This window comes from Achromobacter sp. JD-1 (genome assembly GCF_038594925.1).
Taxonomy (GTDB): Bacteria; Pseudomonadota; Gammaproteobacteria; order Burkholderiales; family Burkholderiaceae_B; genus Achromobacter; species Achromobacter spanius_C.
This window is the reverse complement of sequence record NZ_JBCGCS010000001.1, coordinates 262,585-284,318: the sequence shown is the minus strand read 5'-3', so window position 1 is coordinate 284,318 and position 21,734 is coordinate 262,585. Positions and strand designations below refer to the sequence as shown.

The 21,734-nt window shown below is 64.8% G+C and carries 19 protein-coding genes and 1 pseudogene; 9 read left to right on the top strand and 11 right to left on the bottom strand.

Annotation, left to right across the window (positions count from 1 at the left end; all coding sequences use genetic code 11):
* Positions 1-24 precede the first annotated feature (24 nt).
* From WBR68_RS01310 to WBR68_RS01300, 3 genes are read left to right on the top strand one after another with little or no spacing between them, the layout of a single operon-like run.
* Positions 25-954 carry a multiubiquitin domain-containing protein gene (locus tag WBR68_RS01310; RefSeq protein ID WP_024308622.1) on the top strand — a complete coding sequence of 310 codons (930 nt, stop codon included), beginning with the start codon at positions 25-27 and terminating at the stop codon, positions 952-954.
* Positions 954-2,360, top strand: coding sequence for a ThiF family adenylyltransferase (locus tag WBR68_RS01305; protein ID WP_019183999.1), 1,407 nt, complete (start codon positions 954-956; stop codon positions 2,358-2,360). Before WBR68_RS01310 ends, WBR68_RS01305 begins: the two co-directional genes overlap by 1 nt.
* Positions 2,357-2,698, top strand: a complete 342-nt coding sequence (locus tag WBR68_RS01300; protein WP_339328081.1) for a DUF6527 family protein — start codon at positions 2,357-2,359, stop codon at positions 2,696-2,698. Before WBR68_RS01305 ends, WBR68_RS01300 begins: the two co-directional genes overlap by 4 nt.
* A 202-nt stretch (positions 2,699-2,900) precedes the next feature.
* Here WBR68_RS01300 and WBR68_RS01295 read toward each other — a convergent pair whose 3' ends face one another.
* Both WBR68_RS01295 and WBR68_RS01290 read right to left on the bottom strand, forming a co-directional pair.
* On the bottom strand, positions 2,901-3,326 hold the full coding sequence (locus tag WBR68_RS01295; RefSeq protein ID WP_023082434.1) for a DUF1016 N-terminal domain-containing protein: 426 nt from the start codon (positions 3,324-3,326) through the stop codon (positions 2,901-2,903).
* Positions 3,327-3,401: 75 nt separating this feature from the next.
* The gene (locus WBR68_RS01290; RefSeq protein ID WP_021156366.1) at positions 3,402-4,601 is read right to left on the bottom strand and encodes a tyrosine-type recombinase/integrase; all 1,200 of its coding nucleotides are present in this window, start codon (positions 4,599-4,601) and stop codon (positions 3,402-3,404) included.
* 269 nt (positions 4,602-4,870) lie between these two features.
* Between WBR68_RS01290 and WBR68_RS01285 the strand changes: the two genes are divergently transcribed.
* Genes WBR68_RS01285 through WBR68_RS01275 form a run of 3 tightly spaced genes read left to right on the top strand, consistent with a single transcriptional unit; the run spans position 4,871 to position 10,787 of the window.
* Entirely contained in the window at positions 4,871-6,184 is a 1,314-nt protein-coding gene (locus WBR68_RS01285) for a replication-associated recombination protein A (protein ID WP_009459628.1), read from the top strand.
* Positions 6,185-6,244: 60 nt separating this feature from the next.
* Positions 6,245-8,110 (top strand): Na+/H+ antiporter NhaA, encoded by a 1,866-nt coding sequence (nhaA, locus tag WBR68_RS01280; protein WP_019726351.1) that lies wholly within the window; start codon positions 6,245-6,247, stop codon positions 8,108-8,110.
* 25 nt (positions 8,111-8,135) lie between these two features.
* On the top strand, positions 8,136-10,787 hold the full coding sequence (locus WBR68_RS01275; RefSeq protein WP_019726350.1) for an excinuclease ABC subunit UvrA: 2,652 nt from the start codon (positions 8,136-8,138) through the stop codon (positions 10,785-10,787).
* 80 nt (positions 10,788-10,867) lie between these two features.
* Here WBR68_RS01275 and mobH read toward each other — a convergent pair whose 3' ends face one another.
* Complete coding sequence (gene mobH / locus WBR68_RS01270) at positions 10,868-12,706, bottom strand: MobH family relaxase (protein ID WP_019726349.1); 1,839 nt, start codon at positions 12,704-12,706, stop codon at positions 10,868-10,870.
* A 317-nt stretch (positions 12,707-13,023) separates the two neighbouring features.
* Between mobH and WBR68_RS01265 the strand changes: the two genes are divergently transcribed.
* The 3 genes from WBR68_RS01265 to WBR68_RS01255 all read left to right on the top strand — a co-directional run bounded on the left by WBR68_RS01265 (position 13,024) and on the right by WBR68_RS01255 (position 14,745).
* On the top strand, positions 13,024-13,650 hold the full coding sequence (locus WBR68_RS01265; protein ID WP_009459635.1) for a hypothetical protein: 627 nt from the start codon (positions 13,024-13,026) through the stop codon (positions 13,648-13,650).
* 12 nt (positions 13,651-13,662) lie between these two features.
* Positions 13,663-14,295, top strand: a complete 633-nt coding sequence (locus WBR68_RS01260) for an RES family NAD+ phosphorylase (RefSeq protein ID WP_009459636.1) — start codon at positions 13,663-13,665, stop codon at positions 14,293-14,295.
* Between the two features lie 84 nt (positions 14,296-14,379).
* A complete protein-coding gene (locus WBR68_RS01255; protein WP_009459638.1) occupies positions 14,380-14,745 on the top strand; it encodes a DUF3742 family protein in 366 nt (121 codons plus the stop codon).
* 11 nt (positions 14,746-14,756) lie between these two features.
* Here the strand turns inward: WBR68_RS01255 and WBR68_RS01250 are convergent, their stop codons facing one another.
* The 8 genes and pseudogenes from WBR68_RS01250 to WBR68_RS01215 form a co-directional block, all read right to left on the bottom strand.
* Entirely contained in the window at positions 14,757-16,277 is a 1,521-nt protein-coding gene (locus WBR68_RS01250; RefSeq protein ID WP_019726345.1) for a conjugal transfer protein TraG N-terminal domain-containing protein, read from the bottom strand.
* A 15-nt stretch (positions 16,278-16,292) separates the two neighbouring features.
* Positions 16,293-16,649 (bottom strand): hypothetical protein, encoded by a 357-nt coding sequence (locus WBR68_RS01245; protein WP_009459645.1) that lies wholly within the window; start codon positions 16,647-16,649, stop codon positions 16,293-16,295.
* Positions 16,646-18,040 (bottom strand): integrating conjugative element protein, encoded by a 1,395-nt coding sequence (locus WBR68_RS01240; protein ID WP_009459646.1) that lies wholly within the window; start codon positions 18,038-18,040, stop codon positions 16,646-16,648. The genes WBR68_RS01245 and WBR68_RS01240 overlap by 4 nt, the downstream gene beginning before the upstream one ends.
* Positions 18,041-18,049: 9 nt before the next feature.
* Complete coding sequence (locus WBR68_RS01235) at positions 18,050-18,997, bottom strand: TIGR03756 family integrating conjugative element protein (protein ID WP_019726343.1); 948 nt, start codon at positions 18,995-18,997, stop codon at positions 18,050-18,052.
* Entirely contained in the window at positions 18,994-19,440 is a 447-nt protein-coding gene (locus WBR68_RS01230) for a TIGR03757 family integrating conjugative element protein (protein WP_009459649.1), read from the bottom strand. Before WBR68_RS01230 ends, WBR68_RS01235 begins: the two co-directional genes overlap by 4 nt.
* Positions 19,441-19,601: 161 nt before the next feature.
* Complete coding sequence (gene radC / locus WBR68_RS01225) at positions 19,602-20,096, bottom strand: RadC family protein (RefSeq protein WP_009459650.1); 495 nt, start codon at positions 20,094-20,096, stop codon at positions 19,602-19,604.
* Positions 20,097-20,271: 175 nt separating this feature from the next.
* A complete protein-coding gene (locus WBR68_RS01220; RefSeq protein WP_009459652.1) occupies positions 20,272-21,036 on the bottom strand; it encodes a DsbA family protein in 765 nt (254 codons plus the stop codon).
* Positions 21,037-21,049: 13 nt separating this feature from the next.
* Positions 21,050-21,734, bottom strand: a pseudogene (locus WBR68_RS01215) (conjugative transfer ATPase); the annotation flags it as partial.

Sequence of the window (21,734 nt, the reverse complement as noted above, 5' to 3'; positions counted from 1 at the left end):
CGGCTCTCCCTATGAGGCAATCAAATGCAAACCCAGACCACCAGCGGTGATGACCGCTTCGATGTCGAAGATGTTGCTGCGGCGATCCGCGAAGGCCGCAGCCTGCGGCCAGCGGCGCTCTACCGGATCGTCGTCCTGGACGACCAGCTCCACGAACGTCACGTCGATCTCTCCGATCCGGTGCCGACCGGGCGCCAGATCCTTCAGGCCGCCGGATCGCGCCCGGCCGATGAGTACAGCATTTATGCGATTTTGACCTCTGGCGAGTTCGAGGACCTGCGTCTGGACGAAACCTACGATCTGCGCGGCCGCGGTGCGGAACGTTTCGTCATCTTCCAGACTGATCGCGCGCTCAAGTTCACGATCGATGACCGGCAACTGGAGTGGGGCAAGCCCAGCATCAGCGGCCGCGTGCTCAAGGCGCTGGCCGGTGTCCCACCAGAGACCTACGACGTCTATCTCGAAGTGCGTGGCGGGGGCCAGGACATTCTGATCCGCGACGGTGACCTGATCGATCTGGGTAAGCCGGGCATCGAGCGCTTCATCACGCTGATCCGTGACACCACTGAGGGGCTGCTCACGCTGCCCGAAGCGGACCAGCGCTATCTGAGCAGCCATGGCGTGGCTTTCGAGATGGTGAGCGACGGTGCGCACACGGGCGTCATCTTCAAGCAGTTGCCGCTGCCCTCCGGAAAGCTCAACCACGCCACGGCCGATGTGCTCGTTCTCCTGCCGCCGGGCTATCCCGATGTTGCGCCGGACATGTTCTATTGCGACCCGTGGCTGACGCTGCAAAGCGTTGGGCGCTACCCGACCTGCGCTGACCAGGCCCACGCGTTCCAGGGCCGCAGCTGGCAGCGCTGGTCGCGCCACAACACAGCGTGGCGCCCGGGCATCGACGGCCTGCACACTATGCTCAAGCGCATCGAGCACGCCCTGGCGGAGGCGAAGTGATGTCGCCGGCCGCTCTGGACATCGTCCTGCTGGAGCCGCACGAGGCGGCCCTGCGCTTGCTGCTGCAAAGGGAAAACGGTGCGGAGGCGTCCGCCTACGTGCTGTTCGGCAAGGCTGACATCTCGGCAGACCCCTGGTCGGGAGTGCCTCGCACCAGATTGATCTCGCACGAAGTCATCCCCGTCGCGGCCGATGAAATGGTCTCCGCATCGCCTGTCCATGTCACATGGTCCACCCGAGGCTTCATGCGCATTCTCGGCATCGCGAAAGAACGGGGCTTGGTTGCGGGCCTGGTACACACGCATCCGAACGCGGCAGCGTTCTTCTCCGACCAGGATGACCGAAACGAGTCGGAGCTGGCCCGGACGACGTTCAACAAGGGCGTTTCCGGCCTAGCCAGCATGGTGTTCGGCCGCGATGACGCCATCGCGGGCAGGCTCTGGACTGCCCCCGGCAAGACGGTCATGGCATCCTCGATCTCGCTGGTAGGAAGCCAGATCAAGATCGCGCGCAAGGTGGCTGCGGCTGACGAAGATCAATTCCTGGCGCGGCAGGCCGCGCTCTTCGGCCAAGGGTTCAATCCAGTCGTGCGCGGGCTGCGGGTGGGTGTCGTAGGGGGCGGCGGCACGGGCAGTGCTGTCGCGATGCTATTGGCGCGGCTGGGCGTCGGCTTTCTGGGGCTGATGGACAAAGACACCATTGATGTCACCAATCTCAACCGCGTGCATGGCTCGCGCACCGCAGATGTGGACGCCGGCTTGGCCAAGGTGGACATCCTCGCGCGCGAGATTCGCGCCGCGGGTCTCGGCACCCAGGTCGTCACCAAAGAGGAGTGGGTCGGCCATCCTGATCTGCGCGATCTGCTGCGCTCCTGCGACGTGCTTTTCGGCTGTACCGACGACCATCAGGGGCGGCTGACGCTCAACCGCCTGGCGCACTACTACGGCATCCCGCTGATCGATGTGGGCCTGCGCATGCGCGCGGCACGCAGCGGCGCGGACTTCGACATGACGGGGCGCGTGTCGACGATTGGGCCCGGCAAACCTTGTCTCATGTGTCTGGGAGTAGCCGATCCGCGCCGCGCTGCGGCCGAAGGACTCCGGCGCAGCGACCCGGCCGAGTTCGAGCGGCGTAAGGCGGAAGCCTATGTGGACGGCGGCGGCGACCCGGCGCCTGCGGTGGTCACGTTCACCACGGCCATCGCCTGCGCGGCCGTCGATGAACTCATTCAGGGACTGACCGGTTTTCGCGGTCCTGCGGGCATGTCGCACAACAGGATTCGCCGCTTTGACCGCGTAGAGGATCGCACCATGACCTGCCGACCCTTGGCGTCTTGCCCGGTTTGTGCCAGCCAGGCGAGCTGGGGACGCGGCGATGTCAACCCATTTCTTGGGGTGATCGGATGACCATGAAGCGACTTATCGCGCGAGCGCTGCGCCGGCTCGGGTGGCTGCAGTACAACCTGCTCGTTTACCCGGTCGCGCAGCATCCGGGCAATAATGCCGTGCCGCCGGGAGAGCTGTGGCTGGTCATCGACACCGGCGTCAAGAAGTGGGCTTGCATGAGCTGCCCCGGCGGTTGTGGCGTGCAGATATCACTTTCCCTTAACCCGGATCGACGACCCCGGTGGTCTGTCGAAACAGACTTCTGGGGGCGACCAACCATGTCGCCCTCCATCCACCAGCATCGGGCATGTTCCTGTCACTTCTGGGTAAAGAAGGGTTTGATCGAGTGGTGCCGGTAGAGACCCACCCGGCACCATGTCCGGCCGATACGCAATCGACGCTGTCGTCGGCAAAGGTGCAGCCTTTGCCAAGCTCCGGGAGAAATCCACCATCCGCTGGTCGACTGCTGTTTAATATCAGATTCCGAATATTTGTCCTTGCGGTTCAGTGACTCCAACTCATACGAGCTCTTGATTGCATCGTCAGGCTTTGGCGGTGCGCTCATAGAAGTGGCTGCCGATCTGCCATTCGAGCTGGCGCACCGCGCGGCGCCTCGGCCTCGTAAAACCGACGGGTATGGTCATCCTTGACCGCCAGCAGCCGGACATAGGCCGACCACAGCAACCTGAAGACCAGGGCCAGTTCGGAGAGGTCAAATTTCCGAGACAGCGTCTCGGAAATTGCCTCAAGGGGGTAAGCGGCAAAGAAGCGCCGCATGTTTTCCAGGTTGTCCGGGCTGAACCCGCGCCCAAAGCGCGCCGTCAGACCGGCGGACAACCGCGCCATCAACTGCTCGCCGTAACCAGCCCGCCGCCTGCCTTTCTGCTCGGCTTCCACGATCCGGCGGCCAATCTCCCAATAGCTGGTCGTCATCAGCGCATTGACACTGCCCGCCGCTGCTTGGCGCGCGGCATCCAGCAGTTCCACGATGCCGCCCTGGATGCCAGCATATCCAGCCCCGGTAAGGCGGCGGATTCCCCACTGCTGCGGGCGTCTTCCTTGTCATGCTGTCACCTCCACAGAACGGGACGCCCCGGTAATCGCCAGCCGCCGATTCGCCACCAGCTCGGCGGCATCTCGCACCGGCTTGTCCTCGGTATGTACGTAGTGCATAAACATCGCAACGGTCTTGTGACCTGTGAGCTTCATGCCCACTTTGGTTGGCACGCCTGAGTTGGCAATGTCGGTCGTCGCTCGATGGCGGATGCCGTGCGTGCCGACATGCGGCACGCCGGCGGCCTTGAGCACGCGCTTCCAGCCGCCATAGTGTTCGCCATGCGTCAGATGCCGGGCCGGGTCGTTGGGCGACGGCAGGACGTAGGGGGAGCCCTCCCGGCGCGGCGCCGTCGAAAGCAGCCGATAGGCTTCCTCGCTCATGGGTTTGGAAATGCCGCCGGTCTTGCTGTCGGGCCAGACGACGCGGCGCTTTTCCAGATCAACCCAGCCCCATTCGAGCGGGCAGATTTCGGAGCGGCGGGCGGCAAACTCGAATTGCAGGCGGATCGCCAGCGGGATGACGTAGTTCTCCAGTCCCTCGGCTTCCAAGTGCTCCAGGTGACGGAAGATCCGCACCAGTTCATCGTCCACGATGAGCCGGGTTTCCTTGCCGGGCGGAAACATCGGGACGTGGCGGCACGGGTTTGTGCCGTCCGGACGCAGCCCCCACACTTCGGCCAGGTTGAACATCTTGCGCAGCACGCCGAAGGTGCGGTTGGCCTCGGCCGGCTTGTGGGCCAGCTTCTTCATCAGCGCGGCCACGTCCGGGCGCTTCACGTCCTGCACCTTCATCCGCCCCATGATCGGGATGATGCAGCGGTCGATGACGCCCTGATAGCCGCGCTGCGTGCTGGGCTTGTTGCGCTGCTTGGAGTAGTCCTCCATGAAGGTGTGGCAATACTCCTTCATGGTCTGTGCCTTGCGGGCGGCGGCCTTAGCCGCGCTGGGGTCGCCGCCCCGGCGCACCTCGGCCAGCCACTCCTGCGCCATGACACGGGCCTGCTCGACGGTCAGTTCGCCGTACTGGCCCAGGGCCGGCTTGCGGCGCTCGCCGGCGTTCGTCCGGTACTGGAGCATGAACACCTTGCGGCCGGCCGGGGTGATCTTGCACAGGAAGCCGGGCACCACGGTGTCCCGCAGTTCGATGGCCTGCGCCTGGGGCTTGGCGGCATCGACAGCGGATTTGGTGAGTTTGATTCTTGCCATGATGACTCCTCGGAAACCTCGGTTTCCAAGAGCCACATGGGAGCCACGCGACCGGAAGCCGGGTCAAGTTTCGGAAAGCACCGGCATATGATGGACGCGCCTAAGTCCTTGATAAACCTGCTGTAGCGGGCCTGGGCGCAGTCCAGCGAAGTGCCGGGCTGGAGTCATCGTCAAACAAAGAGCCCGCGGCGTTGGACAAATCCGGCTCCCTGGATTGAGGTGCCAACGTTATCGGAACGTCAACTATCAGAAATGCCAGGGAGAGGAACTTGACCGATCTATTCACGACAAAGCCCAAGCCTCCCTTGGCCGAACTCCTGCGGCCCAAGACGCTGGATGAATTCGTCGGGCAACGGCACTTGCTCGGCCCCGGCAAGCCGCTTCGTCTCGCGTTCGAGGCGGGCAAGTTGCACTCGTTCATCCTCTGGGGGCCGCCAGGCGTGGGCAAGACCACCCTGGGGCGCCTGGCCGCCAGTGCGACCGACAGCCGATTCATCGCCATCTCGGCCGTGCTTGCCGGGGTGAAGGACATCCGGCAAGCCATCGACGAGGCCCAGGCAGAACTGGACAACCATGGTCGATCGACGGTGCTTTTCGTCGATGAGATCCATCGCTTCAACAAGGCGCAGCAGGATGCCCTACTGCCCCATGTCGAGTCGGGGCTCCTGACCCTGGTGGGGGGGACGACCGAGCATCCGGGGCTGGCGGTCAATTCCGCGCTGCTCTCGCGCGCGCAGGTCTATACCCTCGAACCGCTGTCCGGCGACGAACTGAACCAGCTCTACGAACGCGCACTGCCGCATCTCCAGGGCGTCACGTTGGACGCGGACGCGCTGGATCTGCTCAAGGGCTTTGCCGATGGCGATGGCAGGCGCTTCCTCAATCTGCTTGAGCAGGTGACGAATGCTGCGTCGGGCGCGGGCAAGGCCGTGGTCGATGGCGAGTTTGCCAAACTGTCCACCAGCCCATCACTGCGCAGGTTCGACAAGGGCGGCGACGAGTTCTACTGGCAGCTCTCCGCCTTCCACAAGTCGCTGCGGGGCTCCGACCCCGACGCGGCCCTGTACTGGCTGGCCCGCATCCTCGACGGCAGCGGCGACGTCAGCCAGGTGACGCGCCGCATGATCGTGGTGGCCAGCGAAGACATCGGCAATGCCGACCCGCAGGCGCTGCAACTGGCGCTCAATGCCGCGCTGGCTTATGAGAGGCTGGGTTCCCCCGAAGGCGAAATACCGATTGCCCACGCGGCGACCTACCTTGCTGCCGCCCCCAAGTCGAACGCTGCCTATGCCGCCTGGAACAAGGCGAAGGCCTTCGTCAAGAACAACGGCTCCCTGCCTGTGCCTCTCCATCTTCGCAATGCGCCGACGAAGCTGATGCAGCAGATGGGGTATCACGAAGGCTACCGCTACGCCCATGACGAGCCCAACGGCTATGCCGCTGGGCAAAGCTACTTTCCCGAGGGCGTGGCGCGGCCGGGCTGGTATCAGCCAACGGACAGAGGTGTTGAGCGCAGGCTGGGAGAAAGGCTTACTTGGCTGCGCTCGCTGGATGATGGGACGCTGCCAGAGGCGGACGCCTGACTGGTCGTCTCCGAAACCGGCTCATCGCGACTTCACGAACTACAGGAACAGGATAAGAACATGTCAGCCACTTCTTTCGGTGCATCCTCGGCGAAGATCAGCCGGGGACGCGTTGCCCGCTATCTGCGCACGGAGTCTGGTGCTGCGGTGCTGCTGGTGATCGTCACGGTCGTGGCGCTGGCGTGGGCGAACTCGCCGCTATCCGATGCCTATTTCGAGTTGTGGCACCTGGACGTCGGGTTTGACTTCGGGCCGCTGGGCCTGCACATGGACCTGCATCACTGGGTCAACGACGGCCTGATGGTGGTCTTCTTCTTCCTGATCGGCCTGGAGGTGCGTCAGGAGTTCGCCCACGGATCGCTCCGGGATCGCAGCCGTGCCCGTCTCGCTCTGATCGCGGGGGTCGCGGGTGTCGTGCTTCCCGCGCTGGTGTATGTCCTGATCGTGGGGCTGGCCGGAAGTGAGGGCCTGCACGGGTGGGGGGCGGTGGTCGGCACCGATACGGCATTCATGCTGGGCACCCTGGCGATCGTCGGCCCGCGGCTATCCGGTCAGTTGCGCGTGTTCCTGCTCACCCTGACCGTGGTCGATGACTTCCTCGCCGTGTCCATCATCGGCATCGTCTATAGCGATGAGATTCGGATCGTCCCGTTGTTGATCGCCCTCGCCAGTCTCGTTGCGTTGTGGCGGCTAGGGCGCACCCGCCAGTGGCGGGCAATGCCGTATGTGCTGATCGTGATCGTGCTGTGGCTCGCAACCGTGTACTCCGGCATCCATGCCTCTCTCGCCGGGATGGCCGCGGGGCTGCTGATCCCCGCCTACGCGACGCAACGTCACAAGGTCGTCGCGGCAAAACAACTGTTCCGCGACTTCTGGCAGTCTCCGAGTGCCGCATCGGCCCGCGCGGTGGACTGCGGGCTGTCCCGGGGTATCTCGGTGAACGAGCGATTGCACGAGTTCCTGCGGCTGCCGACGGCGCTGCTGATCGTGCCGGTGTTCGCCTTGGCGAACGCCGGAGTGGACGTGCGTGGCGGGCTGCTCGCCGAGGCCTTCGGCTCGCCAGTCACGTGGGGCGTCATCGCAGGGCTCGTGCTCGGCAAGCTCCTGGGCATCGGGCTCATCACTCTCATCGCCGTCCGTCTCGGCCTGGGCCGGCTGCCCGAGGGCGTCGGGGTGGGCAGCGTGTTCGGTGGTGCGGCACTGTCCGGGATCGGGTTCACCGTGTCGCTGCTGATCATCGGGCTCGCGTTCGGCACGACCTCCGACTTGGGCCGCCAGGCGACGGTCGGCGTGCTCGTGTCGATGGTGTTCGCCACGTTGCTCGGGTGGCTGATCTTCAAGGTCGCCGCCCAGCGGTGGGGTGAGAAGACCGCTGACCTGCCGATGGTGCTTGAGCCACCGGTCGATCCGGAGATCGATCACATCCGCGGGCCGGAGGACGCCCAGCTCACACTCGTCGAGTACGTGGACTTCGAGTGCGCGTACTGTGCGCACGCCACCGGTTCGTGGGACGATCTGCGCGCCCACTTCGGGGACGACCTGCGGTATGTGGTGCGCCATCTGCCGCACCACCCGCACGGGCCGATTGCCGCGCGGGCGTCCGAGGCAGCGGCGAACCAGGGGATGTTCTGGCCGTGGCTGGACTTCGTGTTCACCCGTCAGCATGCGCTGGAGCGCGAGCATCTGATCGGCTACGCCGCCGAGCTTGGGCTCGACGTCGAACGGTTCATCGCGGATCTCGACAGCACCGCGGTGATCGAGCGTGTCGAGCGCGACCTCGCCAGTGCCGTCGCCAGCGGTGCGCACGCCACGCCGACGTTCTTCGTCGAGGGTCGTCGTCTGCGCGGCAGCTACGACGCCCGCACTGTCACCGCGGCGCTCGAAGCCAGTCGCCGCGGCCCCCGAACTCAGGAAGTCCCGTCCTGAGCGGGACGAACTACAGGATAAGAACATGCCAAACAATTCTTTCGGTGAATCCTCTTGTACCGCTGCGGCCAGCGGCATGGTGGAAGTGCGCGGCGCGCGCGAGAACAACCTCAAAGAGGTGGACGTTTCCATCCCGCGTAACGCGCTGGTGGTGTTCTCCGGCGTTTCCGGCTCCGGCAAGTCCTCGCTGGCCTTCGGCACCATCTACGCCGAGGCGCAGCGGCGCTACTTCGAGTCGGTGGCCCCCTATGCGCGGCGCCTGATCGACCAGGCCGGCGTGCCGGACGTCGATGCGATCGACGGCCTGCCGCCGGCGGTGGCGTTGCAACAGCAGCGGGGCTCCAGCAACGCGCGTTCCTCCGTGGGCAGTGTGACCACCCTGTCCAGCCTGGTGCGGATGATGTATTCGCGCGCCGGCGCCTACCCAGCCAACCAGCCGATGCTGTACGCCGAGGATTTTTCGCCCAACACGCCGCAGGGAGCGTGCCCGACCTGCCACGGCCTGGGCCATGTGTACGAGGTGACCGAGGCCATCATGGTGCCCGATCCCTCCCTGAGCATCCGCGAGCGGGCGATCGCCTCCTGGCCCCCCGCCTGGCAAGGCCAGAACCTGCGCGACATCCTGGTCAGCATGGGCTACGACGTTGACCGACCGTGGAAGGACCTGCCGAAGAAGGACCGCGACTGGATTCTGTTCACCGAGGAAACACCGACAGTGCCGGTGTACGCCGGCTTCACGCCCGCCGAGACCCGCACGGCGCTCAAGCGCAAGATGGAGCCGAGCTACATGGGCACCTTCACCGGCGCCCGGCGGTATGTGCTGCACACCTTTGCCAATACCCAAAGCGCACTGATGAGAAAGCGCGTGTCCCGGTTCATGGAGGGCAAGCCGTGCCCCACCTGCCACGGCAAGCGGCTCAAGCCCGAGGCGCTGTCGGTCACCTTCGCCGGCGTGGACATCGGCGCGTTCATGCAGATGCCGCTGGACCAGTTGGCGGCCTTGCTCGAACCCATTGCCCAGGGCGATTTCCGCGCCCATGCAGCGGGGGCGGCTACGGACAAGGAAGCGACCCGACGCGACCGTGCCGAACGCGCGGCCTCCGGCCGTGCCGTCCATGCGGTATCGCCCGACGTGCGCCGCACCTCCGCGCTGTCGGAAGAAAAGCGCCTCGCCGCGCAGCGCCTGGCCGGCGGTGTGATGGCGCGCCTGCGTCAACTGCGTGGGCTGGGCCTGGGTTACCTGACGCTGGACCGGGCCACGCCGACGCTTTCGGCCGGCGAGTTGCAGCGCCTGCGGCTGGCCACGCAATTGAGTTCCCTGCTGTTCGGTGTTGTGTACGTGCTCGACGAGCCCTCGGCGGGGTTGCACCCCTCCGACAGCCAGGCGCTGTACGACGCGCTCGACCGGCTGCGTGACGCGGGCAACTCGGTGTTCGTGGTCGAGCACGACCTGGACCTGATGCGCCGCGCGCAATGGCTGGTGGATGTGGGGCCGGATGCCGGGGAGCGTGGCGGCCGCGTGCTCTACAGCGGCGAGCCGGACGGCCTGCGCAAGATTGCCGAATCGCGCACCGCCCGCTATCTGTTCGACGAAATCGCCGCGCCGGGAAGCCGGGCACGCGAAGCGACCGGCTGGCTGGAGCTGCAGGGCATCCATCGTCACAACCTGCATGGCGTGGACGCACGCATTCCGCTGGGCGTGCTGACGGCCGTCACCGGCATCTCCGGCTCGGGCAAGTCCAGCCTCGTCGCGCAGGCGCTGCCGGAGCTGGTGCTACTGCACCTGGGCCACGAGCCCGAGGACGACGCGGCCGAAAGCGCCACCAGCGAAGGGCCGGCAGTGATCGAAGCGACTGGCGGTCATCTGGCGGGCGACGTGGACGCCATACAGCGCCTGGTGCAGGTGGACCAGAAGCCGATCGGGCGCACGCCCCGGTCCAACCTGGCCACCTACACCGGCCTGTTCGACCACGTGCGCAAGCTGTTCGCCGCCACGCCCGATGCGCGACGCCGCCGCTATGACGCCGGGCGCTTCTCGTTCAACGTGGCTAAGGGGCGTTGCGAGACCTGCGAGGGCGAGGGCTTCGTCAGTGTGGAGTTGCTGTTCATGCCCAGCGTGTACGCCCCGTGTCCGACGTGCCATGGCGCACGCTACAACGAGGCCACGCTGAAGGTGCAATGGAACGGGCGCAACATCGCCGAGGTGCTGCAGATGACCGTGGACGAAGCCAGCGAATTCTTTGCGGGTGAAGACGCCGTGGCCCGGCCCCTGCAATTGCTGCGCGATATCGGATTGGGCTATCTGCGCCTGGGGCAACCGGCCACGGAACTTTCCGGTGGCGAGGCGCAGCGCATCAAGCTGGCGACCGAGCTTCAGCGCAGCCAGCGCGGCCGAAGCCTGTACGTGCTCGACGAGCCAACCACCGGGCTGCATGCGTCCGATGCCGACCGGCTGCTGGTGCAGTTGCAGCGCCTGGTCGATGCCGGCAACACCGTGGTGATGATCGAGCACGATATGCGCGCGGTGGCTCAGGCCGATTGGGTGATCGACGTGGGGCCTGGTGCAGGCGCTGCCGGCGGCAGCATCGTGGTGGCGGGCTCCCCTCAGCAGGTGGCCCGAACGTCTGGCAGCCGAACCGCTCCGTTCCTTGCGCAGGAGTTGGCGCGGGCCGAGTAGCTCAGTTCGCCAAATGTTGCCAGCTTTCGCGGGGTATTGATCGTCGCCAAACGACGGTGGCGATCAATGCCCGAATCGCGTCATCCTTCCTGAGTCAGAGCAAGATAGGGATTGTTGGGCGGTATTTCGGGGAATGCCAAGGACCCATCTTCAAGGAGGTAGCCATGCAGTCGGCGGGACTTCCTCGGGCCCGTGACTTCACAGGTCCAAATGTTCAGGCCATTGGGGTGCTTGCGATGTAGCTGCAGCTTCTCGAAGCGCTTCTGCACCCACTGCCAATCCTGTTGATTCTCCTGCTTGGCGAGCGCGGCCACTTCGGGATGCTCCTGCGCATAGCGTTGGAACACACCCGGGCTGACCAGGTAGGCCGTGTCATTCACCGTATGCACGAGCGCCTTCGCGTCGTTGATGATGAGCCGTCGTGAGGTGATTCCCTGCTTCAGCCAAACCATGAACTGTTCCGTGGATGGCTTCGTTGCCGATGACCCAGGCGTAGGCGCGGGTACAGGTGATGGAATGGACGTCGCGGCTGTTGCTGGCGCGGGAGGGTGGAGGAACTCTTCGGCATCCTGTCCAACGCCGGCCGACTCACCTAAGCCCACCATCGCGAGCAAGTCCTCCATGACGTCGGGCACGGGCTGGGCCGCGGGCGGTGAAACGATGGTGGTGCTGTCGTCCTCCCAAATTGGAGGCTCTTGACCTCCCTGCGCTGGGTTCACCGAGACGGTTGGCACGGGAGCCGACATGCTGGCGTCGTTTTCTGCGGGCGTCGCGTCGATCTCTACCGTGCCTGCGAAAGGTGCTGGTCGCTCGCCAGACTCCCAGATCAGCGCGGGAGCGAGACGCAACAGGGTGAACGAATGGGACCAGCCGGTCGTGCTGGTGACGGTCGCGCGCCAGACCGCTTTGCCGTCCGAGGTGGGCTGGAGCATGCCGTGGTCCTGCAGCACGTTGAACACGGCGGTGTTGTTCGCAGGAATGCCATCGATCCCCTGAGACAGGAGGTGTGCGCGCAGTTTGTCCGAGACCGTCTTGCTCACCAGCCACAAACCATCCTCGGTGAGCCAGCCATCGGAGGCTTCCGGCTGGTTCAGCTTCAACTGTTCCTTGAGCAGGTAGCGCAACCCGTCCAGCAGCTTGCGTTGCAGTGCGTGCTTAGGCGCGGCCATGGCGCGCGCCGGATCGCCGCCCAGCTCCTGGGCCACCGACGCCCGGTCTGCTTGCACGACGAGTTCCCCCAGTACACCGGCATGTTCGTACTGACCGGCCAGCACATAGAGCAGCGGTGCCCAGAGAGCCGGATAGTCGCTGAGCCAGTCCAGGACGTGGCGGTCGAGCAGTTGGCGATAGAGCAAGCCTGTTGCGGCGCTGTGCAGGCGGTATTCGCGGTCGTCACGGTAGCGAAATCGGTACGCCTGGTGCAGCGGGCCATGCCACGGATGCCAAGTACTGCCGTCGGCCAGTTCGACGTGTAGATCGACGGCGATCTTGCCAATATCGTGGAGCAGCGCAGCATAGGCGACGGCGGCGGTCCAGGCTTCGGACTGCGCCGCCTGGTCTTCGGGACTGGCACCGATGGGCAGCAGATGGGACTGCCGCAGTTTCAGGCTGTAGGCCACGATCTCCAGGCCGTGGTCGAGCATGCCGCCCGGATAGGCATGGTGATGCGCTTCGGAGGCCGGAAAGGCTTGGACCAGTTCGGCGTAGCGTTCCAGGGGCGTGCGGTACAGGGTGACGAATTGCCGGTGTGAGAGCGACGTGCGCTGCCAGATGTGCTCCAGCAGCTTCTGCCGGCGTGGGGTGGCCAGCAGCGATGCGGCCGACTCAGGACGCAGCAGCCCTTTCGGGAGGTCGGTGACGGGTGATGGCGTCGGTGCGGCAGCGACCGGGGGCCGTTTTCGCTGGAACAGGGAGAGCATGTGAGGTGTCCTAATGACGGGCCGACCGGGAGGCCTTTTGGCCTTTTCGAGGTAGGGCCTTTCCCCTTGCACCCCATTCCCTTGCCATTTCGACCCTTTGGCCTTTAACCGTTTCGGTATAGCGGGGCCTGGATCGCGGCTCCACCGTCAATGTGGAACCCGCTCGAATGCATTGGACGGCGACCAGGCGCTGGCCTCGGTCTATGCTGCGAAGGCGCTGCTTCCGCCGGGTAGGTTGCTTTCTAGGCGTCAAAGTTGACAAACGCGACAAAGGCGACTAGAGTGAAACCTGTCTCAAACCTACTTGGGAGATGACCATGCCCACTGCCATTGAATTCATTGCCGACCGTCTGCCGCGCGTCACGGTGGAAGATGTACGCCGCTTCGCGGATACCGTCGAAATCCGGGATGCCACGGCTTTCGCGGCCGAGTTGCAGGCGTTCGTCCACGAGCGCGTGGAAGCGGTAACACTGCCCGCCAACTTGCAGGGGGAGACCGTTGGGCAGGCCCTTGCACGCAAGGCGGCCGCGCTGCGCGCCGACACGCGCTGGGCACCGAATGAAACCGACGTCCAGCGAGGCCGTGCGGTGCTACTGGAAACCTTCAACCAGCCGCACAACCTGCCGCCCGCGGAGTTCGCCAAGCTGGCGGACAAGTCGCGCCAGCAGATCTACAAGGACATCCTCGCGCGTCGGCTGCTGGCGCTGAACGTGGGGCCGCGCGGTCAGAAGCTGCCCGACTGGCAGCTCGACCCGGTAAAGCAGCAGTTGACCCAAACCGTGCTTCAGGAGGTCGAGGGTATCGATCACTGGACGATCTACCGCGCACTGTCCGAACCGCTCGAAGGCTTGGGCGGTCGCTCGCCGGTGGATGCGGTGACGCATGGCACGATCGACGCCGTGGCCGAGGCCGTGTTTAACGTGCTGGGCGTTCAGGTGCATTGAAGCGAGACTGCCATGAACCACGAGCTGCCTTCTTTTCTGATCGATGCCGGTGAACTGCTCCAGCATGTGAGCCGCGTCGTCTATCGGGGCAGCCCGCTGTACTATGGTCGCAGCAGCACCAATCGCTACGACGACCCGGCCCGAGCCTACGGCGTGCTCTACCTGGGGCGCGACCTGCCCACGGCGTTGATGGAGTCGGTGTTTCACAAGCATCAGTGGCTTGATGACGCGAAGCGCTCGATCGCATTGAAAGAAGTCCAGGGCAGGATGGTGCGCGCTGTAGGGGTGGTGGCCGACGTGCTTCTGGCCGATCTCACGGCACCGAGCGTCATGGCGGGCTACTTTGGCCTGAACCTGGAGCAGTTGGCCAGCCGCGACTACACGCACACGCAGCAGGTGTCCGCTCAGGTGCATGCGATGGTCGGCGACGACGGCCAACCTCTGTTCGACGGAGTGCTCTATCCGTCGCGCAACAACTATCCCGCCAAGAGCATCGCCCTGTTCGAGCGTGCGGGAGCGAAGGTCAGCGTCATCGAGGACATCGATCTGGTTGACCATGTGGATTGGCCGCGTTTCGTTGCCACCTACCGCATCGGCGTGGAACCCGACCCGGGCCCGGTGGAACCGGATGACGAAGCGTCCTGAAGCAGCGAGAAAACACATTGAAGCCTGAAACGGAATGAAGTGGAGCACCCTGGAATAGACATCCCTCAGTAGCAGGAGACGACCATGAACACCACAACTCGTACCAGCACCGCAGAACGTATCGGCCGCGCATTTGGCCGTGTATGGCGTGCCTATGCGCGTGGCGAACGGCGGGTATCGAATTGGTTGATGGTCAAAGGGGTGCCTTCGGTTGGTGCCACAGTGCTGCTGTGGGCGGTCAAGCTGGCTGTGCTGGGCGCGCTGCTCTACGTCGCCTTCTGGTTCGCACTCGTGTTGTTGGGAGTCGTGGTGGCGGGATGGGCTGCTGCTGCCAATACCTCGGATGAAGACGAGTGGCCTTTCACCGACCTCACCGAACTGCGCAAGACGCCGGGCTACGATCCCAACCTGTACAACGATACGTCGCACGAGTTGTACACCGACGACTGACCGGCGCCGCGCTACTTCAGCTTACCTCCGGTAAGGGCCCCAGCGCCCTTACCGCCTGCTTGGCCGGCACTCTTGCTGCCATCCGAAAGCCCTTGGATGACGTGTCCAGCCCGAATCCCAACCCAAGTAAGGCTCGCAAGCCAAAAACCCGGCAAGACCAGGAACATCGTGCCCATGACGAACATCAGGAGCAGGTCGCCAAAGGCATTGTTCAACCCCACCAGCGGATCGAAGTTAGTGTGCGGCCGGTTCCAGCCGAAGCCCCACCCATAGAGCGCATCGAGGATGGTGCTGTCGATCCAGCGAGCGAGTTGGAACCAGAAATCGGTGAAGAACAGCGCGAACTGCACGACGCTGACGGTGACGACCGTCTTCAGGTCATAGGTGCCGACGACCAGCACGAGCGGGATGCAGATGACCAGCGCCATCTTGAGCAAGGCAAGCACCATGGGCAGCGCCTGGCGCACCACGTCCATGGCAGGGAATGCGGCAAGTGCCCCGACCGCCATTCCTACGTCCCCCGTGGCCCGCGTCACGATGTTCGGCAGGGTCTTGTCGATCTGGCCGCCGTAGTCGGTATAGACCGAACCCTGGTTGAGCTTCTGCTGTCGCGGTGACGCGATGGTACGGACCACCGAATCGTCCACCTCGGTACGGCTGAGGAACCCGGCCCAGCCCGCCAAGCGATTCAACAGGCTGGGGTCCACCTGGCTCAGCAGCCGTGCTCGCAGGCCGTTGCTGCCATCGGCCCACCACTGCCTGCAAGTCGGGTAGCCGCCGCCACTGGCCACCTGCGCAAGCCCTGCGTCGCGAGTGTCGTCATAGGGCCATGACTCGCGCGCCGTGCTGGAGCGGTAGCTGTCGTAGTAGCCGCCGGTGTCCGTGAAAAACCTCGAACCGATCCATGTCACGTCGTTCATTTGAGCTTCGTCCAGCTCCGGTCGCGCCATGAACAATTTAGCGCGTGCTGGCCCGTAGCAGTCGTGTGTGAAATCGGCCACTTCCTGAGCCAGCACCGGGTCGTTGATGCGGGTAGCGTCGATCTCCATGCGCATCTGTCGCAGGTCTGTTCCGCACGGGATCGCTGCCACCGAGGCACTGGTGACGGCGCGCGAGAGCGCGTGCATGAATGCCCACCAGACCGGCACCTTGGCACTCTGGTTGTTGATGGTGCTGAAGGACTGGGACCAGCCGGTATCCGTGGGCTGCGGCACGCTGACCTGGCATTGAGCCGAGCGCGAGCTGTCGTACTGAATGGTGTTGAGGTCCACGTCGATGAAGGGGATGCCGGCGAACATCACGACCACGATGGCGACGAACACCCGGTTCTCAATGCGTGCGGCCGAGAGCACGCCCTTATTGCCTTCGTCTGCACCCTCCCCACGGGCCTTGAGCCATTCCTGCACGATGATCGCCACGAAGGGCAGTGCGAATACCCCGCTGGATACCAGTACCGCCCAGATGCCGTTGTTGACGATCCAGGAAACCAGGGTCAGGTAGTACTCCAGGTAGTCGGTCGCGAAAAGCGTCATGGCTCGGATCTCCCCTCAGCCCTGCATCAACAGGCTGGCTTCAAGCGCCACGATGGCAACGACGCCGGCGATCTCGCTGCGCACCAGGCGGCGCCGCGCTTGCGCGTCGTCCTCGCGCGCCAGCAGTCGGCGACGCATCCAGACCCAGCCGTAGGCCGTCGCGCCGTACAGGCACAGCCGCCAGACCAGGAAGTAGCCCGCTGCTGCCGCCAGCCAACGCTCCCAGCCTGCGACGCTTCCGACGAGGTAGATGCCAACGATGTTGGCGCACACGGCGACGGCCGCGAGTACCACCGTCCACAGCAGCGCCTTTGCTGCGCGCCGGCTGAACAGCCAGCGCGGGCGCAGCCAGGCCGCACGCATCGGGCTCATGGCCGGCCTCCCGGATTGCCCTTCTGCAACTGATCGAGGCGGTCAGGCACCGGATCGCCTTCGTAGATCCCACGCGAGCCCGCCGCGCGCGTGCCGTGGCGCTGGATGATCGCCATGGGCGAATTGTTTGCCAGCTCCCGGCGCAGCTCCAGCTCGGTCTTGAGGTTGCGGATCTCGCGATCGAGCGTGTCGCTCTCGTGGTTCACAGCTTCCACGGCGAGCTGGTTGGCCGCCACGTTGGGCTCTTTCTTGCCGGTCAGCAGCGTGCGTTGCAGCAGTAGCGCTTTCTCCAGCACCGACGCCAGCGCAACCTCGGACGCCAGGCGCTGCGACAGCAGGTGCTGGTCCGGCTCGTCGCGCAGTGCCTCGATCACTCCGCGTGTGATGGGCAGCGACGCGCTGCCGGCCTCGCGCAGGTTTTCGGGCGTCGTGTTCTTCGCCTTGGAGACCAGGTCCTGGAGCGCCTGCAGCTTGGCATCGTACTCATCCTGGATCAGCGGCGTCAGCCCGACGCCGGGCACCGTCTCCGTCTTGGTGCAGGCGTCGCAGGTGCGCTGCTCCTTCTCGCCGAGCACCCGCGTCGCCCACTCGACGGCCGCTTGCGGCGTGGTCCAGGTCTGGCACGACAGGCTCGCGCAACTTGCCGGTGCGATTGCCGATGTGTCGGTCACACCGCGGCCATTGACCAGGTTGTAGCCCGCGCGGGTGACGTCGCCGACCACCTTGATCGCGGGCTGACCGGAGCCGCCGGCATTGCTTCCCCCGACCCAAGGCACGCCGTCGTTGCCACGGCGCGTCTCGGCTTGCTCGACGGCCGAGACGGCATCCGTGCTCGAAACAGCATCGCGCAGTGCCAACCCCTCTGCCATCTGGCTCCAGCCGAGCTGGCCGCCGGCCGTTTCGGCCATCTTTTCGGCCATGGCGCGGCACGTCAGCTTCGAGCGGTCGAAATCCAGCCGCGCTTGCAGAACGCCGTTGGTGAGCAGGTTGTAGAGGCCCGGATCAGCCCGTTGGATGATCAACGCCGGCAGGGAGGCCACAGCACTCGTAGCACTCTGGATCACCGAGGACATGATCTGCTGAAAGCCATTGGTCACGCCGTTGAGCTGATTTTTCAACGTGGTCTGGATGCTCATGTCACCGCAGATCAGATTGCTGTTCCAGCCGACACCCACGCCGAGCGAGCGCATGCCGGCTGCGCGACCCATCGAAACGGCGCTGCCGCCGCCGATGGAGTACATGACGTCATCGCCGATGACGTTGCCGCTGGTCTGGTAGCCCAGTTGGCCCCAGGCCACGCCGCTTGCCAGAACCAACGCGCCGGTGAGCGCCAAACAGATCCTCTTGCCACGAGCCGGAGGGGAGAACTGCATAGAGTCGAAACGCTTCATCGCGGCACCTCAAAGGAAATCAACGCTTCCAAGGAACACCTGTCCACGGCGTTCGCAGCAGGCATACGGCCGCCACAGTGCCCAGGCGTAGTCGCCTTGCTGGGCCTGGGTCAGGAAGCCGGTGCGTGGGAAAACCGTGCAAGACGAGGACAGGACGGGCGTGAGTTCCTGCCACTTGCCAGTCGAGGCATCACCCTCCATCAGCGCGCCGGCGGGCCAGTAGCCATCGCGGGCGTTGGCAAGCAGCGGCTGGTACACGTGCAACTGCCCCCGGCGAGTGACGATATCTCCCGCACGCTGGGCCACCACGGCCCCCGATTTGTGGTCGTCGGTCTGGTGCAGGAAGCCGCCGCGGGGATACACGTTGCCCCAAAGGTTCATCGTGGTGCGTGCGCCGACCTCGCGCATGCCGGGAATCAATGCCTCCGGGTAGGCCATCTCGGGCACGTTGTAGCGCCAGGCAAGCGTGTCCAAGGTGCTGAGCAGATACGGCATGAATGCCGTTCCTGCGCCCTCGCAGAAGTAGCCCGAGGACGAAACAAACTGGTTGAACACCTCGACGCCGGGATGGCCGATCACGTCGGCGTTCTTGAATTTCGCAAGATTGTTTTCGTGATCCTCGTTCGTCGTTCCATCGCCCCCCGCTTGGGCGGACGGATTGGCCGTACTCATCGCCCGGACTTCGACCCACGGGTTCTCGCCCGTGTTGCTGTAGCTGGAGACGACCGCATCGGGGATGTAGTGGCGCACCTTGACAGAGGTGCGCACCGTGCATCCTCCCCAGGTGCAGTAGAGCCAGTAGCAGATACCTACCACCCGGTACTCCAAGCAATCGGGCGAGGCCACCGAGGCAACGATGGCGGTGGTGTTCAAGGCGTAGCTACCCGTGGCGCTGAGCAGCAGCAAGGAAGCCACGCCGGCCCGCATGCGGCGCATCAGGTCGAATGGTCGCGTCATGGCTGGGTCCTCCGACGCTGCTCGATGCGCGCGACAGCGCGGGCCACATCCGGCTCGCCATAGACCACGTAGCGCTGATCCACCACGACAGCCGGGATGCTGGTGATGCCCAGGCTCCATGCGTCGGTGACGCCCTGGTATGCGGAAGCGATGCGGCGCTGTAGGTCGGCGCCGCCTTGGCTCAGCCGACGCTTGACGGTGGCCGCCGCCTGTTCGGGGGCGGCGGGCAGTTCCGCAGAAAGCTCCGCTTCAATCCGGCGGGCTTCGTCCAGCTCGATCAGCCGCTCGCCGCCCATGGTCTTGACCGGGTGGTGGCTGTCGGTGACGACCAGTACGTCGGCTGCGAAGGCGACGGGGCTGAACACGGCCAGGGACGCCGGCAGCGCCACGACGAGACCAAGGGTTCGCCAGCCCGACGCGAACGTGGAAAAGGATGCCGGCATGTCGCGTGCCCCGAAAGTTGATCAGGGCCATAGTCAAACGCGAACCCGATGCCACCCCAACAAACAATGCGCATCGCGGGCTGCCCGCATACCTGCTTGTCCCGCGCCATAAAAAAACGGAGGCCGAAGCCTCCGCGGGGATCAATGAAGCAATGCGACCGTTACAGCAGGCCTGACTCCGCAAAGGAGAACGGGGAACCTTGGCCTACGATGATGTGATCCAGTACCCGTACATCGATGAGCGCCAGCGCGGCCTGCAGTTGCTGGGTCAGCACACGATCCGCGCTCGACGGCTCGGAGATGCCCGAGGGGTGCTGGTGCGCGAAGACCACCGCGGCGGCGTTCAACTCCAGCACACGCTGTACGACGACACGTGGATAAACAGAAGTCGAGTTGATCGTGCCCCTGAACAATGGCTCGTAGGCCAGCACCTGGTGCATGCTGTCCAGGAACACAGCGGCGAATATCTCGTTGGGTTCAGCGACCAGTTTCACGCGCAGATAGTCCCGCACAGCGGCCGGTCGGCTGAGGCACGGTCCAGCTTTGAAAACCCGCCTCTCCAGCAGCACGATGGCTTGCTGGATGATCCAGTCCTCGTGTTGGGCAGCGGTGACGGAAAGCGACTCCGGGCAGGAGTCGTTGACGACAAAAGACATGGCGAACCTCCAGACGGTGAGATCGGAGGGCGCGCGCCCTAGGAGGGCCAGCCCTCCTAGGGAACGAACAAGGTGCATCCATCACCGCGGCAGCGGCGATCGTTCGCGACCAGGATGCGAGGCGAACGGGTTGCGGTCAGCGCAGCGGACTGCGCCGTAGCCTTGAAGACCGGGGCTACCTGGGCATGTCGCCGACGACGTCGGCAGGCATTTCGGATGTGGGTGTGCCGGTCGGACCGTCAGCCGTCAGCATGTCCATGGCAGACAACAAGGCGTCGCCCTCGATTGGTCCCTGCAGCAGGATGGCCTGGCCCGTCTCGCGATCAAGCAGACGCAGTGACGGTGTGGCGGTAACGCCGCTCTTGGTGGCTTCCGCGGCCTGGGCGCGGATAGCGGCACTGGACCTTTCGCTTGACATGCACTGCTCGATGGCTGGCGTCGATTCGGGGTAGCGCAAGCCATCCGGCAAGCCCAGGCCGTCGCTGCGCGTGTGGGCATAGACCCATTCGACCGCCTGCCAGAACGCGGCATGCCCGCCAGCTTCGGCTGCGCATTCGGCCAGACGTGCCTCGGCCGACGCGGCCGGCTCGTGCGCGGCTAGCGGCTGGTGGTGCCATTGCAGCGCCACGTCGGCGTTGGTGCCCACCCACCGTTTGAGCTGCGGAAAATATTCCCGGCAGAACGGGCACTCCAGGTCGGCATAGAGCGTCAGCGTGAAACGGCCTTTGGGGTTGCCCATTAGCCAGGGCGGCCCGGCCACCGGTGCCATGCTGACCGGCGTGGGCGGCTGCGGCGGGGATTCGCCGGGCGACCTCGGCACAAGCCAGATCAGCAGCAGCGCGACCAGCACAGCAACCAATGCCCAGGGCCAGCGGGGCCGCCCGTTGCGGCGGCGGAACGCCTGGACCTGCATCGGAATGGAAGGACGTTTCTGTTCCATGGCGTTCTCCGTCTTACGACAGTTCCAAGGCCGGCGACTCGATGCCGCGCGCCTGGTCGATCTTCTCGGCCACCTTGAAGGCCGCTTCCAGTTCGGTGCAGCCGTAGTGCTGCATGAGCTGGTAGCGCTCGGCCTTCTCTTCGGGTTCGGTCTGCGCCAACGCCAAGTACAGGCTGGGCGGCACGGCACGGAACAGCACTTCCATGCTCTTGGAAAGGATGACGCCCTCGGTGAACTTGCCCGCTTCTTTGCGCGCCGAGAGCATCAGCGCTTTCTGCGCGGGCGAGAGTTCGCGGAAGCGTGCAATCTTCTCGACCTCATCGGGCGGCATCGACAGGCAGATCCACCACTCAATCATGTTGAGCATGGGCTCCGCGGCACGCGGCAGATCGTCGATATTTTGTGTAGCCAGCCAGAACCAGGCCCCTAGCTTGCGCCACATTTTTGTAATTTTTACAACGTAGGGCGCGAGCAGCGGGTTCTTCGTGATGATGTGGCCTTCGTCGGTCACATTGATGATCGGACGGCCCAGGTACTGGTCGCGCTCGGCGATGTTGTTCACCGTGCTGATCAGGCTGATGTAGGCGATGGAGAGCTGCGCGTTGTAGCCCTCCCGGGCATAGGTCGCGAGATCCACCAGCGTGATGTCGGCCTCGGGCCACGGCGTGCCATCGCGATCGAACATCTCGCCGTCCGTG

Excerpts from the sequence above, each read along its gene's own strand:
- radC (WP_009459650.1), bottom strand. The coding sequence starts at position 20,096 with ATGTCTTTTGTCGTCAACGACTCCTGCCCGGAGTCGCTTTCCGTCACC.
- WBR68_RS01275 (WP_019726350.1), top strand. The coding sequence starts at position 8,136 with ATGCCAAACAATTCTTTCGGTGAATCCTCTTGTACCGCTGCGGCCAGC.
- WBR68_RS01220 (WP_009459652.1), bottom strand. The coding sequence starts at position 21,036 with ATGGAACAGAAACGTCCTTCCATTCCGATGCAGGTCCAGGCGTTCCGC.
- WBR68_RS01255 (WP_009459638.1), top strand. The coding sequence starts at position 14,380 with ATGAACACCACAACTCGTACCAGCACCGCAGAACGTATCGGCCGCGCA.
- WBR68_RS01240 (WP_009459646.1), bottom strand. The coding sequence starts at position 18,040 with ATGAAGCGTTTCGACTCTATGCAGTTCTCCCCTCCGGCTCGTGGCAAG.
- WBR68_RS01300 (WP_339328081.1), top strand. The coding sequence starts at position 2,357 with ATGACCATGAAGCGACTTATCGCGCGAGCGCTGCGCCGGCTCGGGTGG.
- mobH (WP_019726349.1), bottom strand. The coding sequence starts at position 12,706 with ATGCTCTCCCTGTTCCAGCGAAAACGGCCCCCGGTCGCTGCCGCACCG.
- WBR68_RS01265 (WP_009459635.1), top strand. The coding sequence starts at position 13,024 with ATGCCCACTGCCATTGAATTCATTGCCGACCGTCTGCCGCGCGTCACG.
- nhaA (WP_019726351.1), top strand. The coding sequence starts at position 6,245 with ATGTCAGCCACTTCTTTCGGTGCATCCTCGGCGAAGATCAGCCGGGGA.
- WBR68_RS01235 (WP_019726343.1), bottom strand. The coding sequence starts at position 18,997 with ATGACGCGACCATTCGACCTGATGCGCCGCATGCGGGCCGGCGTGGCT.
- WBR68_RS01250 (WP_019726345.1), bottom strand. The coding sequence starts at position 16,277 with ATGACGCTTTTCGCGACCGACTACCTGGAGTACTACCTGACCCTGGTT.
- WBR68_RS01290 (WP_021156366.1), bottom strand. The coding sequence starts at position 4,601 with ATGGCAAGAATCAAACTCACCAAATCCGCTGTCGATGCCGCCAAGCCC.
- WBR68_RS01230 (WP_009459649.1), bottom strand. The coding sequence starts at position 19,440 with ATGCCGGCATCCTTTTCCACGTTCGCGTCGGGCTGGCGAACCCTTGGT.
- WBR68_RS01245 (WP_009459645.1), bottom strand. The coding sequence starts at position 16,649 with ATGAGCCCGATGCGTGCGGCCTGGCTGCGCCCGCGCTGGCTGTTCAGC.
- WBR68_RS01310 (WP_024308622.1), top strand. The coding sequence starts at position 25 with ATGCAAACCCAGACCACCAGCGGTGATGACCGCTTCGATGTCGAAGAT.
- WBR68_RS01260 (WP_009459636.1), top strand. The coding sequence starts at position 13,663 with ATGAACCACGAGCTGCCTTCTTTTCTGATCGATGCCGGTGAACTGCTC.
- WBR68_RS01305 (WP_019183999.1), top strand. The coding sequence starts at position 954 with ATGTCGCCGGCCGCTCTGGACATCGTCCTGCTGGAGCCGCACGAGGCG.